The sequence below is a fragment of the Curtobacterium sp. Leaf183 genome, assembly GCF_001424385.1.
In the GTDB taxonomy this organism is placed as follows: Bacteria; Actinomycetota; Actinomycetes; order Actinomycetales; family Microbacteriaceae; genus Curtobacterium.
On record NZ_LMPO01000001.1, the window covers coordinates 512,877 to 525,652 of the forward strand.

The window sequence follows — 12,776 nt, forward strand, 5'->3', positions numbered from 1 at the left end:
CGGAAAGAACCTCGCACGGAGCGGTCATCCGCGCACGTGTTGGACGTCAGCGGGCCGGCGCATAGACGTCGAGCTCGTCGGGCTCGACGGCGATGCGGACGAGGTCGCCGCGGGTCAGGCCCAGGCGGGACGCCGTGGCGATCGTCACGTCCGCGACGAGTTCGCCGGCGCGGACCCGGACCAGTCCGTCACGCGGCTCCAGACCGAGCACCGTGCGCTCCGGCCCGGCACCGTCCCGCGTCACGACGGCGGCCGTCGGGTGGTACGCGGCCAGGACGACACGACCGGGAGGCTCGGTGTGCGCCCGCGACGTCAGCTCGCCGCCGCCCTGCAGCAGGACGCCCCGGCCTGTGGCCGTCCCGGAGACCAGGGCCAGTCCCGAGAACGCGGCACCGAACGCACTGGTCGGGCGTCCGAGCACCCGGGCGGTCGGCCCCTGCTCGACGACACGACCGCGCTCGACGACCACGATGCGGGACGCCAGGGCGACGACCTCGATCGGGTCGTGGGTCACGATGACGCTCGGCCGACCGGCGACGGCGATGCGCAGGGCGGCCCGGACGTCGTCGCGGGCCTCGACGTCGAGCGCCGAGGTCGGCTCGTCGAGCAGCAGCACCGCGGGGTCCGCGGCCAGGGCCCGGGCGATCGCGACGCGCTGGGCCTGTCCCCCCGACAGCGTCGCCGGCGCTCGGTCGGCCAACGCGAGCGCGTCGACGGCGGTCAGCGCCCGGTCGGAGCGGAGCCGGGCCTCCCGTCCGCCCGTGCCGGCTGCGCGCGGACCGTAGCCGACGTTGCGGGCGACCGACTGGTCCGGGAACAGCTCCGGGCGCTGCGTGACCAGACCGACCCGACGGCGGTGGGACGGCACGGAGCGGTGCCCGTCGTCGACGGACCGGCCGGCGACCTCGATGCCGCCGGCGTCGATGCGCAGGAGCCCGGCGACGGCCTCGACGACCGAGGACTTGCCGGCGCCGTTCGGTCCGACCAGCGCCACGCACTCGTCGGTACCGACCACCAGGTCGACGTCGACGTCACGGTCGCGCAGGACGACGTGGGCGTGCATGCCGGTCACGTCGTCACCGTCCGCGCTCCGCGGATCGACGTCGCGCCGATGACGACGACCGCCACCACGACCAGCACGAGTGCCAGCGCGACCGCGGTGTCCGGATCGATCTCCCGCTGCAGGTAGATCTCCAGCGGCAGGGTGCGCGTGACGCCCTGCAGGCTGCCCGCGAAGGTCAGGGTCGCGCCGAACTCACCGAGCGCCCGGGCGAAGCACAGCACGACGCCGGACGCGATGCCGGGGAGCGCGCGCGGGATCGTGACCGTGACGAGCACCCGCGTGGGGCTCGCGCCGAGCGTCCCGGCGACCCGTTCGAGCCGGTCGCCACCGACGCGCAGCGAACCCTCGACGGATGACACCAGGAACGGCATCGCGACGAACGTCTGCGCCATCACGACCGCGACGGTGGTGAAGGCGATCCGGATCCCGTGGTCGGCCAGGAACCCGCCGACCGGGCCGATGCGCCCGAACGCGGCCAGCAGCGCGAGCCCGCCCACGACGGGCGGCAGCACCAGGGGCAGCAGGACGAGCGCCCGTGCGACGCCGATCCAGCGCGACCGGACGCGGGAGAACAGCACCGCGAGGGGCAGGCCGAGCACCAGTGCGATGCCCGTGGCAGCGGCCGCCGTGCCGAGGCTGAGTCCCAGGGCGGTGAGCGAGGCGGGTGCGGTGACCAGGGTGACGAAGGACGACCAGTCGACACGGCCGACCATCGCCAGGACAGGCACGACGACGAACAGGCCGCCCACGACGGCCGGGACCGGCAGCCACCAGGGCGTGGCGGTGCGGCTGTGCGTGCGGGTCACGGCTTCCCGAAGCCCGCTCCCCGCAGCACCTGCTCGCCCGCACTCGAACGGACGTACGCGCTGAAGGACGCGGCGAGCGCGGCGTGCTCCGAGCCCGTGACGACGCCGATCGGGTAGGTGTTGACGGCCTTGGCCGCGGCGTCGAAGTCGACCCCGTCGACCTTGCCGTCGGCGCCCGTGACGTCGGTGACGTAGACCAGCCCGGCGTCGGCCTGTCCGGACTCGACCTTGCCGAGCACGTCGGTGACGGACTGTTCCTCGCTGACGGGCTGCAGCGTGACCCCGCTGGCCTGTTCGACGGTCTGGGTCGCCGCGCCGCAGGGCACGGGCGCCGCGCACGTCACGACCTGCAGTCCGGGTGCGGTCAGGTCCCGCAGGTCGAGGATGCCCTTCGGGTTGCCGGGGGCGACCGCGATCTGCAGGGTGTTCGTCGCGAAGGCCGGGGTGCCGCCGGTGATGAGTCCGGCGTCGGTGAGCTTGGTCATGTTCGCCTCGTCCGCGCTGGCGAACACGTCGGCGGGGGCGCCGTTCTGGATCTGCGACACCAGGTCGCTCGAGCCCGCGAACGAGAAGATCACGGTGGCGCCCGGGTGGGACGCCTCGTAGTCCTTGCCGAGCGTGGTGAACGTCTGCTGCAGGGACGCCGCGGCGAAGACGGTGATCGCGCCGGTGGGGGTCGCACTGGCGCCCGGCGTGGTGCTCGCACCGCCGCTGTTGTCCGTCCCGCCCTGGGTGCGGCACCCGGACAGGAGCGCGGCGGCGACGACCGCCGTGACGATCGCGCTGGTCCTGCGCATGTCCGATCCCCTCTGAGCCGCATCTGCGACTACTCCACCCGATCCTAGGCGCATCTGCTCCGCGGGACGGGTCAGACGACCGGGCGGCCCTCCCGCTGCCAGGCCTGCATGCCACCGTCGAGGACCACGGCGGGGCGGCCTGCGGCCGACGCCCACGCGACGGCACGGGGGCCACGTGCGCAGACGACCACGAGCGCCGATCCGCTGTCCTGACCGTCGGTCGCGAGCTCGTCCGGGGTCACGGCACCCGGGATGACCCCCTCGGCCCGCTCCTCCGGCGTCCGCACGTCGACCACGACCAGCGGGTCGGCCGGGTCGGCGAGCCGCGCCGCGAGCGCCGCGGGGGCGATCCGGTCGGGTTCCGCTACCGGAGCCGGGGGCCGGCGCGAGTCGGGCCCCCGTCGCAGCGGGCTCTCGGTCCAGCGCCAGCGTCGGGCGTCGACGCTGAGCACCCGGCCGACCAGCGGGTCCCCGAGTCCGGCCACGATCGCCGTCACCTGCGCCGCCATCACCGACCCGACCGCCCCACACAGGGCGGGGAGCACGCCGTCGACCGCGCACGACCCCTCGTCCGGGTGCACGTCGGGGTGCAGGTCGTGGAAGTCCACCGGGGTGCCGGTCACCGTTCCCGCGTCGTCGAAGACCGACACCTGCCCGTCGTAGCCGAGCACGGTCCCCCAGACGAACGGCACCCCCGCTGCGGCGCAGGCGTCGGACACCTCGCGGGTGACCACGACCGAGTCCGCGGCGTCGACCACCACGTCGTGCCCGGTGACCACCGCGGCTGCGAACCGCTCGACACGGGCGTCGACGACGGCCTCGGGGTCGACCGCCCGCGCGTGCTCGGCGGCGACCTGCGCCTTCGGCCGGCCGAGGTCCGCCGTCGTGAAGAGCGTCTGCCGAGCCAGATTCGACGGGTCGACGGTGTCCGGGTCGACGATGGTCAGCCGGGCGATCCCACTGCCGGCCAGGTAGGACACGACCGGGGCGCCGAGACCGCCGGCTCCGACGACCAGGACCCGTGCGCCCGCCAGGCGTTCCAGGGTGCGGTCTCCGCCGGCGTCGAGGGCGGCGGTGCGGGACCCCAGCCGGCGTCGGGCGGGGCTCAGCGGGTCACTCGTCGTCACGGGGCGCCTCCACGGTGACCATCGTCGCCTTGACCGATGCCGTCGCGACGGACCCGACCTCGAGCCCGAGCTCGCGGACGGCCTCGGCGCTCATCAGGGACACGACGCGGTGCGGGCCGCACTGCAGTTCGACCTGGGCCATCACGGTGTCGACGACGACGTCGGTCACGATGCCGACGAACCGGTTCCGTGCCGAGCTCCGTCCGACGGCGGGGTCGGGCAGCGCGGCACTCTGGGCCTTCGCGTGCACGGCCAGTTCGTGCCCGTCGACGACCGCGCGGCCGGTGTCGTCCGAAAAACGTGTGAACGTCCCCGCATCCACCAGTCGACGGACGGTGTCGTCGCTGACACCGAGGTACCGGGCGGCATCCCTGATGCGTAGGCGGCTCATGCCGGGATGTTAGCGGGTGCGGACACCTGCCGGATCCTGTGAGCACTCCGAATCAGGGGGTGTCCTTCCCAGCCCACCGCGTCTCCGCTTCGGGTCCCCGTCCAGGAGCCGCCGATACCGTCAAGCCCGTGAGCGCACCCCGGACCGGCACCATCAGCGTCCCTCGGCCGCTGTCCGCACCCACGGTGCGCAGCCGGCTCCGAGGGGCCACCGGTGCCGTCGGTCTGGCCGTCGTGCGGACCCCCGAACTCACCATCGGCGCACTCGCGGTCATCGTCACCGCGGCGTTCTCGTGGGTGCCCTCGCTCTGGTACGACGAAGCCGCCACGGTCACCAGCGCGACCCGCAGCTGGCCGCAGCTCTGGGCCGAACTGCACTCGGTGGACGCCGTGCACGGTCTCTACTACGCGCTCATGCACGCGTGGTTCTGGCTGGTCGGGTACACGCCCTTCACCCTGCGGTTCCCGAGCGCACTGGCGATCGGTGTCGCCGCAGGACTCGTCGTCGCCCTCGGTCGACGACTCGGCGGACGCCGACTCGGCATCGTCGCCGGGCTCGTCTTCCTCGCACTCCCCCGCGTCCAGTGGGCGGGTGGTGAGGGCCGCCCGTACGCCACCATCACGGCGCTCTCGGTGTGCCTGACCCTCGTCGGTCTGACCGCGGTCCGCCGCACGCGGTCCGGCCGTCGTCCGGTGCTGTGGTGGTCCGCCTACGGCGTCGTCGCCCTGGTCGCGGTGACCTTCAACGTCTACCTCGCACTCGCGGTCGTCGCGCACGCGGTCGTCCTGCTCTGGACCGGTCTCGCCGAGCGTCGACGCACGCGCGACTCGCTCATGACCGCGCGGGGGTCGTCCGCGCAGCCCCTGGTGTCCCGTCGGGCCGTGCGGTCGTGGATGATCGCCGCCGGTTCCGCTGCACTCCTGGTCTCGCCCTTCGTGCTCGCGGTCGCGTCGCAGTCCAAGCAGGTCGGCTGGATCGCCGGCATCACCGAGCGCACCAACGACCAGGTGTTCGCGACCGCGTGGTTCGGCGGGCTCAACTGGTACGCCGCCGTCGCCTGGACCCTCATGGCCGTCGGGGTCGTCGTCGCCGTGGTCCGGTCGCACCGGCGCAGCCCCTCGGTCCGCGCGCTGTTCCGGATGCAGGCCGTCCGTGTCGCCCTGCCGCTGGCGATCCTGCCGACCGCGGCCCTCGTCGGCGCGACCGCTCTGGGTGAGCACCTGTACTCCCCGAAGTACGCCAGCCTGAGCCTGCCGTTCGTCGCCCTGCTCATCGCCCTGGCCCTCACGGTGGTGCGGCCCAAGGCCCTGCTGGTCGGTGGGCTCGCGGTGGTGCTCGTGCTGTCCGTCCCGAACGCCTACGACGTCAAGACCCCGCTGTCGAAGCAGGACTCCACCTGGGCACGCGCCGCGTCCATCGTGGCCGCCGCCCGCGACGCCCGGCCCGACGCCGACGAGGGCGTCATCTACGGCAGCGTCTACCGCCACCCGGGCGCCACCGCCGACATCATCCGCGTGTCCTACCCGTGGGCGTTCACCGGCATGACCGACCTGGGCGTCCGCAAGGACGGCCCGGAGTCCGGCGTCCTCTGGAACCAGACCGGCGACCTGGCGACGACCGTCCCCGCACGACTCGGTGACATCGACACCGTCTGGTTCGTCGGCGGCACCTCGCGCAACATCGAGCCCGAGGCCGCCGCCGTGCTCGCCCGACAGGGCTTCGTCGCCGAGCACCACTGGCAGACCGGCACCGTGCTGCTCACGCAGTACGTCCGCGCACGCTGACCCGCGAGCACCTGCACGGTCCCGATGCCGCGCTGTGCCATGCTGCGAGCATGCAGCACGACGTCCGCCTGATCGCGCCGGCCGACGCCGCACCGCTCGCCGACCTGCTCGTCCGGAACCGCGCGTGGCTCGCCCCGTGGGATCCCGCGCGGCCCGACTCCTACTTCACCGAGGGCGGCCAGCGCGCCGAGATCGACGGCTGTCTGCGCCGCCGGGGTCGCGGCGACATGCTGCCCCTCGTCATCACCACCGACGACGTGGTCGTGGGACGGCTCAACGTCAACTCGATCGTCCGCGGCGCGTTCGAGTCCGGTACCCTCGGCTACTGGGTCGCCGAGGAGTCGGCCGGGCACGGAGCGGCGACCACGGCCGTGGGACTGGCCGCGCGCATGGCGTTCGACTGCCTCGGGCTGCACCGGCTCGAGGCGGGGACGCTCCCCCACAACGCGCGGTCCCAGCGGGTGCTCGAGAAGAGCGGCTTCGAGCGGTACGGCTACGCGCCGCGCTACCTGCGCATCGCCGGGGACTGGCAGGACCACGTGCTGTTCCAGCGCCTAGCCGACTGACGGCGCCACGTCGACGCACGGTGGCGCCGCGGACGGCGGTGCTCGGGTCGGCTCAGTGCACCAGGCGGGCGCCGTGCACCGGACCGGTCGCCCGGACGGCGACGAAGCCCGCGGCGCTCAGCGCCACCTGGACCTCGAGCGCGTTGTCGCGGTCGGCGACGAGGAACGCGACCGTCGGCCCGCTGCCGGACACCAGACCCGCCAGCGCACCGGACTTCTCCCCGAGCTCGAGCGTCCGCGCCAGCTCGGGCTGCAGCCGCATCGCCGGGGCCTGCAGGTCGTTGTGCAGGCAGTCGGCCAACAGGTCGGGGTCGCCGGCACGCAGGGCCTGCAGCACGTTGGACTCCACCACCGGGGTGGACGGCGCCGGAGCGATGTCGGCACGGTAGCGGTCGCGGTGGGCGTCGAGCGCACGGTAGACCGCCGGGGTCGACAGCCCGTCGTCGCTGAGCGCCAGCACCCAGTGGAACTCGCCCTTCGCGAGCGCCGGACTGAGCTCGTCGCCACGACCCGTCCCGACCGCGGTCCCGCCGGCGAAGGCGAACGGCACGTCGGCCCCGAGTCGTGCGGCGATCCGGAGCAGTTCGTCCCGCCCGAGCGCCGTGCCCCAGAGGGTGTCCACGGCGAGCAGCGTGGCTGCCGCGTCGGCCGATCCCCCGCCCATGCCGCCCGCGACCGGGACGCGCTTCTCGATGGTCAGCCGCACCCCACCGGTGTACCCGGCCGACTCGGCGACCATCCGGGCCGCACGGATCGCCAGGTTCGTGCCGTCGACGGGCACGGACGACGTGTCGATCGAACCGGTGAACGTGACGGAGAAGTCGTCGGCGGGTTCGGCGACGACGTCCTCGAACAGCGAGACCGCCTGGTACGCCGTCGCGACGTCGTGGTAGCCGTCGTCCTGCAGGGCTCCGACCGACAGGAAGACGTTGATCTTGCCGGGGGCGCGCGTCCGGACGCGTGTCGGAGCGGCCAGCGAGGTCATGACCCCAACCTATCCCGCGCGCGCTGCGGTGAAACCACGCTCCAGGTCGGTCAGGATGTCGTCCGGGTGCTCCAGGCCGATCGACAGGCGGATGAGTCCCTCGCCCACACCAGCGGATGCCCGCTCCGACGGGGTCATCTGCACGTGGGTCGTGGACGCCGGGTGCACGACGAGCGACCGGACGTCGCCGATGTTCGAGACGTGGTCGAACAGCTCGAGGGCATCGACGAACCGACGCCCCGCCTCGACACCGCCGGCGAGGTCGAACGCCAGCACCGCGGACGGACCCGCGGGGACGTACCGCTGCTGCAGGTGGTGCCACGGCGACGAGGGCAGCCCGGCGTAGTGCACGTGCTCGACCTGGTCGTGGGCGTCGAGCCACGACGCGACCGTCGCGGCGTTCGCCACGTGCCGGTCCATGCGCAGCGACAGCGTCTGGATGCCCTGCAGCACCAGGAACGCGTTCAACGGTGCGATGGCCGGGCCGAGGTCGGCCAGCAGCTTCGACCGCGTGCGCTGGATGTAGGCGCGGCGCCCGAACTTGGCGGCGAAGTCGGTGTTCGCGAAGCCGGACTCCTGCGTCGACGTCAGCTGCGGGTACTGCTCCGCGTGGGCGGCCCAGTCGAAGTTCCCGCTGTCGACGATCAGCCCCGCGATGGCGCTGCCGTGCCCGGCGAGGTACTTCGTCGCCGAGTGCACGACGATGTCCGCGCCGTGTTCGATCGGGCGGACCAGGTACGGCGTGGCGATGGTGTTGTCGACGATGAGCGGCACGCCCGCGTCGTGCGCCACACCCGCGACCCCGGCGAAGTCGAGGACGTCGCCACGCGGGTTCGGGATCGACTCCCCGAAGAACGCCCGGGTCTCGGGACGCACGGCGGCGGCCCACTCCGACAGGTCGGTGGGGTCCTGCACGAACGTGACCGCGATGCCGAGGTCCTTGAGCGTCGACGCGAACAGCGTGTAGGTCGCCCCGTACAGCGACGCGCTCGCCACCAGGTGGGCACCGGCGCGGGCCAGTCCGAGCACCGCGAGCGTCGTGGCCGCCTGGCCCGACGCCAGCGCCAGGGCGCCGACCCCGCCCTCGAGGTCGGCGATCCGGCGTTCGAGCGCCGCTGCCGACGGGTTGTTCACGCGCGAGTAGGTGTGCCCGGGGGCGTCGAGCATGAAGCGGTCGGCTGCGTCGTCGCCGGACGGGTAGACGAACGCGGCGGTCTGGGCGATCGGCGGCACGTTCGCCCCGAAGCCCGGGTCGGCCTTGTACCCGGCACGGATCTGCCGCGTCTCGAAGCGCCAGTCGTCCTCGGCGGCCATCAGGACGCCGTCCCGGCCGCGACGGGCGACGCCGACACGGACGCCCGCACGAGCGGGATGACCTGCTCGCCGAACCGCTCCATCTCCTCGAGCTGCGGGGAGAACTGCAGCAGCAGGGTGTCGACACCGGCGTCCTCGTACTCGCGGATCCGCGAAGCGACCTGCTCCGGGGTCCCGACGAAGCCCGGACGCAGGCCCCGGTTGGACACCGAGTAGTCCTCGAGCGAGGGGACGTGCTCGAGCTGCGACTTCGAGATGAAGTCCTGGTAGGACTCGTAGGCGTTGCCGTGCTGCACGTCCGTGATGCGCGCGAGCTCGGCCTGCGCTTCCGCTTCCGTCTCGCGGACGATCGCGTACGCGGCCATGCCGAACGCCTCGAACGGCGGCAGCCCGGCCTCGTCGCGGCGACGGCGCATCTCGGCGATCTTGGCGCGGAGCTCCTCGACGGTCCCGCCGTGGGTCACGTAGGCGTCGGCGTAGTGGGTGATGCTCGCCTTGCCGGCCTCGCTCTCGCCACCGGCGTAGATGCGGGGCGTCACGCGCGGCTTCGGCTCGAGGTGGGCGTTCTGGATGTCGTAGTACTCGCCGGAGAACGAGTACGGGGTCTGGCTCCAGAGCCCCTTCATGACCTCGACGAACTCGGCCGTGCGCTTGTACCGGTCGTCGTGCTCGGAGAAGATCCCGCCGTACTGCCGTGCCTCTTCGGCCCACCACGCGCTCACCACGTTGAAGGTGAACCGGCCACCGGAGATGTCGTCGATCGTCGCCGCCTGCTTGGCCGTGACCGCCGGCAGGTGGTAGCCGGGGCGCATCGCCGCCATGATCTCGAGCCGGTCGGTGGTCGCCGCGATGGCCGCGGCGAGCGCCCACGCCTCGAGTGAGGGCGCCGCGACGCCCTTGATGTCGTTGAGGTTGAGCTCCGGGACGAGCGTCAGGTCGAAGCCGATCCGCTCGGCGCGCTGCGCCAGGCGCTTGACGTAGTCGAAGGTGACGGGCATCTGCTCGTCGTCGACGTTGCGCAGCCAGCCGCCGAAGAGCGGGGTCCAGTATCCGAATCGCACGAGGTTCCTTGCTGGTGGGGACGACGGACTGGAGGCTCGGTGCCGGTGGTGAGCCGGGCCTCCCGTCCGGTGGGTGGTCGGGTCAGTCGCGCGCCGCTGCGCCCGCGGTGGCGGGCTGGTACGCGGCGTCCAGCAGGCCACCCAGGTAGCGCGCGATCGAGCGCGGCCCGGAGGCGGGCGCCGATTCCTCGACGGCGGGGTTGTAGTTCGTGTTCGTGTTGATGTCGTACACGACGTGGCGGCCGTCGGTGGTCTCCATGAACTCGACGCCGGCGATCGTGATGCGCTGGTCGGCGAGGAAGGTGCGGAGCTGCTGGACGAGGGGATGGGCCGCGGTGACGTCGGCACGGACGCTGAACGCGGACGGTGCGCCGGCCGTCTCGGCGCCGGGGACGTCGCACACGGCACCGGCGATGACCTGGGGGACCTCGCAGGCGTCGGCCGGGCAGAGCTCGAAGCTGCCGGCGCTGGTGTCGACGCGGACGGCGTAGACGAACTCGCCGCCGACGAACTCGACCCGGGTGATGAAGGGCTCGCGGGCGGTCAGGTACTCCTGCAGCAGGGTGATGCCGTCGACCGGTTCCTCGAACTCCGGGGAGTCGACGTAAGCGTCGAACTCGGCCAGCGAGTCGAAGCGGCGGACGCCGAGGCCCTTGCCGCCCTGGTTGTGCTTGGTGATGAAGGGGACGTCCTGGCCGTCGGTGAAGGTCCGAGCGGCCTGCTTGAGCGTCGTCGAGCCGAACACGGCCGTGGTGCGCGGGACGTCGAACCCGGCGCCCGCGAGCAGCCCGTGCTGGGCGACCTTGGAGACCTCGAGCTCGAGGACGTGGCTGCCGCCGACGACGGGTCGTCCGGCGCGCTCGAGCCAGCCGAGGACCGCACGGGTGTACTCCTTGCTGTGCTCGTGCCCACGGGTGTGGGAACTCGCCGACATCCGGGACCAGTAGACGCCCGGCTCGGGCTCGGCTCCGAGGTCGATCTGCCCCTCGGTCAGCAGGATCTCCTGAACGGGGACGCCCTCGGCCTCGAAGGCAGCGGCGAGCGGCGGGAACCACTCGGGGTTCTCGTGGATGACGTACACGCGCGGAGTGCTCACGCGTCCACCCTAGGCACGGCGGGTCGGCAGGTGCCAGGTGTGTGACGCGGTGTTGCCCGGGGACCCTTGTGTGGAACATCAGTAGGTTGGGTGTTCGTGCGCCTCATCTTCATCGACGAATCTGCCCGCGACGACGCCTACTACTTCTTCGGGGCGCTCGTGGCAGACGCGTCGGCACGGAGTTCCATGCCGTCGAGATGTTCCACGGCGCCGGAGCGTGGAAGGACGTCCCGGTCGTGTGGCGCGTCAAGGCGTGCACACTCGTCGCGAAGGTGCTGGCGCGTTCCACGGCGTCCTTCGTCTTCCGCGGTGTCGACCTCGAAGCGCACCGTCGCCGCTACGGACGGCGAGCGTACCCAGCGCATCTCTTGACGCTCGCCCACCTGCTCGAGTGCGTCGACGAGCGGCTGGCCTGGCTGGATCCGGAGGACGGACTCGGTCTCGTCCTCGCCGACGAGCACCACTCTGCCGCCGGCGCTCGACGGAGCCCGCGGAGTTTCAAGGTCGAGAGCACTCCCGGATTCACCAAGCGGCCCTTGACCAGGATCGCGGACACCATCTACTTCGGGCCCTCCGATGAGAGTCGCATGCTGCAAGCCGCTGACCTGGCGACGTTCTTCCTGAACAGGTCGAAGACGATCGTCGAGCGCGACGCACGCTCAGCAGCAGCGGTGGCCAAAGTGGTCTCGTTGATCACGCAGATCAGGATCAAGGACTACGTCTGGAGCCCGTCATGAACAGGCCCGGAGTCCGTCAGGAACCAGACGGAACGACACAACGCCCCGCGTGAGCGGGGCGTTGGCAGGTGCGGGAGGCCTTCGGCGTCCTGCGGCTCTCATCCTAGCGAAGGACCGGCTCGCGTACCAAGCGGGTCATGCGCTGAACACCTGATTGCCGACGACACCGAGCAGGTCGAGCTTCTGGGCGTCCTCGCTGCCGACCGGCGCGGTGAAGAGCAACAGGGCCTGGGTCTGGGTCGACGTGTGCAGGACCTGGCAGTCGACCGTGATCCGCCCGAGCTCCGGGTGCACGAAGGTCTTGTGGTCCTCCCAGCGGCTGGCGACCTCGTGGAGGGCCCAGAGCTGCCGGAACGCCTCGCTGTGCGCCTGCAGGTCCGCGACGAGGGCCGCTGCACGGCGATCGCCCGGCCCGGCGGCGCCGACCGCGGCACGGAGCGCGGCGACCTGCGCTCGCGCGAGCCGGTCGTGCTGCTCGGGCGCGTACTTCGCCGGCTCGGTCGTGGTCATGAACCAGCGCCACGGTTGGTAGCGCTCGTTGCCGGTCAGCCCGACGGTGCTGCCGAGCAACGCGGCACCGAGCCGGTTCTCGACGAGGGTCTCCCCCAGGTCGCTCACGACGATCGCCGGTGTGTCCTCGAGCCGGTCGAGCACGCGCAGGATCGCCGCGTCGACGTGGTCGCTGCGGTGGACCCGGACCGGCGCGTTGTGGCCGGCCAGGCGGAACAGGTGGTCGCGCTCGTCGAGGGAGCAGCGCAGCGCCCGGGTGATCGCGGCCACCATCTGCTCGGAGGGCTGCGGGCCGCGCTGTTGTTCCAGACGCGTGTAGTAGTCGACGGACATCCCCGCCAGTGCGGCCACTTCCTCGCGGCGCAGCCCGGGCGTGCGACGCCGCGCGCCGGCACCGCGCCCGACGTCCTCCGGGCGCAGGAGCTCACGGCGACGGCGGAGGAAGTCGGCGAGCGCTGGGCGGTCCATGCCGACCAGTCTGCTGCGCCCCGCGCGCCGGTGCCAGGGACCGGCGGTCCCCCGATGTGCGGGCTCTGGAT

The 12,776-nt window shown here is 72.5% G+C and carries 13 protein-coding genes; 3 read left to right on the plus strand and 10 right to left on the minus strand.

What is annotated here, in order from left to right; all coding sequences use genetic code 11:
- Nucleotides 1-46 precede the first annotated feature (46 nt).
- The 5 genes from ASG04_RS02410 to ASG04_RS02430 all read right to left on the minus strand — a co-directional run bounded on the left by ASG04_RS02410 (nt 47) and on the right by ASG04_RS02430 (nt 4,184).
- Nucleotides 47-1,063 carry a sulfate/molybdate ABC transporter ATP-binding protein gene (locus ASG04_RS02410; protein ID WP_082517772.1) on the minus strand — a complete coding sequence of 339 codons (1,017 nt, stop codon included), beginning with the start codon at nt 1,061-1,063 and terminating at the stop codon, nt 47-49.
- 5 nt (nt 1,064-1,068) lie between these two features.
- On the minus strand, nt 1,069-1,869 hold the full coding sequence (locus tag ASG04_RS02415) for an ABC transporter permease (RefSeq protein WP_056119650.1): 801 nt from the start codon (nt 1,867-1,869) through the stop codon (nt 1,069-1,071).
- Nucleotides 1,866-2,666 (minus strand): molybdate ABC transporter substrate-binding protein, encoded by an 801-nt coding sequence (gene modA / locus ASG04_RS02420; protein ID WP_056119653.1) that lies wholly within the window; start codon nt 2,664-2,666, stop codon nt 1,866-1,868. The genes ASG04_RS02415 and modA overlap by 4 nt, the downstream gene beginning before the upstream one ends.
- A 71-nt stretch (nt 2,667-2,737) precedes the next feature.
- Nucleotides 2,738-3,793 (minus strand): HesA/MoeB/ThiF family protein, encoded by a 1,056-nt coding sequence (locus ASG04_RS02425; RefSeq protein ID WP_056119655.1) that lies wholly within the window; start codon nt 3,791-3,793, stop codon nt 2,738-2,740.
- Complete coding sequence (locus ASG04_RS02430; protein ID WP_056119660.1) at nt 3,780-4,184, minus strand: TOBE domain-containing protein; 405 nt, start codon at nt 4,182-4,184, stop codon at nt 3,780-3,782. The genes ASG04_RS02425 and ASG04_RS02430 overlap by 14 nt, the downstream gene beginning before the upstream one ends.
- A 128-nt stretch (nt 4,185-4,312) precedes the next feature.
- On the opposite strand from ASG04_RS02430, the gene ASG04_RS02435 reads away from it, so the two are divergent.
- The gene (locus tag ASG04_RS02435) at nt 4,313-5,968 is read left to right on the plus strand and encodes a glycosyltransferase family 39 protein (RefSeq protein ID WP_056119664.1); all 1,656 of its coding nucleotides are present in this window, start codon (nt 4,313-4,315) and stop codon (nt 5,966-5,968) included.
- Between the two features lie 50 nt (nt 5,969-6,018).
- The gene (locus tag ASG04_RS02440) at nt 6,019-6,534 is read left to right on the plus strand and encodes a GNAT family N-acetyltransferase (protein WP_056119669.1); all 516 of its coding nucleotides are present in this window, start codon (nt 6,019-6,021) and stop codon (nt 6,532-6,534) included.
- A gap of 52 nt (nt 6,535-6,586) precedes the next feature.
- On the opposite strand, the gene ASG04_RS02445 is transcribed toward ASG04_RS02440, so the two are convergent.
- The 4 genes from ASG04_RS02445 to ASG04_RS02460 form a co-directional block, all read right to left on the minus strand.
- A complete protein-coding gene (locus ASG04_RS02445; protein ID WP_056119675.1) occupies nt 6,587-7,519 on the minus strand; it encodes a 4-(cytidine 5'-diphospho)-2-C-methyl-D-erythritol kinase in 933 nt (310 codons plus the stop codon).
- 9 nt (nt 7,520-7,528) lie between these two features.
- The gene (locus ASG04_RS02450; RefSeq protein WP_056119677.1) at nt 7,529-8,833 is read right to left on the minus strand and encodes an O-acetylhomoserine aminocarboxypropyltransferase/cysteine synthase family protein; all 1,305 of its coding nucleotides are present in this window, start codon (nt 8,831-8,833) and stop codon (nt 7,529-7,531) included.
- Nucleotides 8,833-9,894: an LLM class flavin-dependent oxidoreductase gene (locus ASG04_RS02455; RefSeq protein WP_056119680.1), complete on the minus strand. Its 1,062-nt coding sequence runs from the start codon at nt 9,892-9,894 to the stop codon at nt 8,833-8,835. The genes ASG04_RS02450 and ASG04_RS02455 overlap by 1 nt, the downstream gene beginning before the upstream one ends.
- Before the next feature lie 82 nt (nt 9,895-9,976).
- Entirely contained in the window at nt 9,977-10,990 is a 1,014-nt protein-coding gene (locus ASG04_RS02460; protein WP_056119685.1) for an ATP-grasp domain-containing protein, read from the minus strand.
- A 197-nt stretch (nt 10,991-11,187) separates the two neighbouring features.
- On the opposite strand from ASG04_RS02460, the gene ASG04_RS02465 reads away from it, so the two are divergent.
- Nucleotides 11,188-11,727 (plus strand): DUF3800 domain-containing protein, encoded by a 540-nt coding sequence (locus ASG04_RS02465; protein ID WP_056119687.1) that lies wholly within the window; start codon nt 11,188-11,190, stop codon nt 11,725-11,727.
- Nucleotides 11,728-11,862: 135 nt separating this feature from the next.
- Here ASG04_RS02465 and ASG04_RS02470 read toward each other — a convergent pair whose 3' ends face one another.
- Nucleotides 11,863-12,705, minus strand: coding sequence for a helix-turn-helix transcriptional regulator (locus ASG04_RS02470; protein ID WP_056119690.1), 843 nt, complete (start codon nt 12,703-12,705; stop codon nt 11,863-11,865).
- Between the last annotated feature and the right edge of the window lie 71 nt (nt 12,706-12,776).

What these genes read in the sequence shown, in the direction of transcription:
- ASG04_RS02410 (WP_082517772.1), bottom strand. Translation starts at nt 1,063, where the DNA reads ATGCACGCCCACGTCGTCCTGCGCGACCGTGACGTCGACGTCGACCTG.
- modA (WP_056119653.1), bottom strand. Translation starts at nt 2,666, where the DNA reads ATGCGCAGGACCAGCGCGATCGTCACGGCGGTCGTCGCCGCCGCGCTC.
- ASG04_RS02430 (WP_056119660.1), bottom strand. Translation starts at nt 4,184, where the DNA reads ATGAGCCGCCTACGCATCAGGGATGCCGCCCGGTACCTCGGTGTCAGC.
- ASG04_RS02440 (WP_056119669.1), top strand. Translation starts at nt 6,019, where the DNA reads ATGCAGCACGACGTCCGCCTGATCGCGCCGGCCGACGCCGCACCGCTC.
- ASG04_RS02445 (WP_056119675.1), bottom strand. Translation starts at nt 7,519, where the DNA reads ATGACCTCGCTGGCCGCTCCGACACGCGTCCGGACGCGCGCCCCCGGC.
- ASG04_RS02450 (WP_056119677.1), bottom strand. Translation starts at nt 8,833, where the DNA reads ATGGCCGCCGAGGACGACTGGCGCTTCGAGACGCGGCAGATCCGTGCC.
- ASG04_RS02465 (WP_056119687.1), top strand. Translation starts at nt 11,188, where the DNA reads ATGTTCCACGGCGCCGGAGCGTGGAAGGACGTCCCGGTCGTGTGGCGC.
- ASG04_RS02470 (WP_056119690.1), bottom strand. Translation starts at nt 12,705, where the DNA reads ATGGACCGCCCAGCGCTCGCCGACTTCCTCCGCCGTCGCCGTGAGCTC.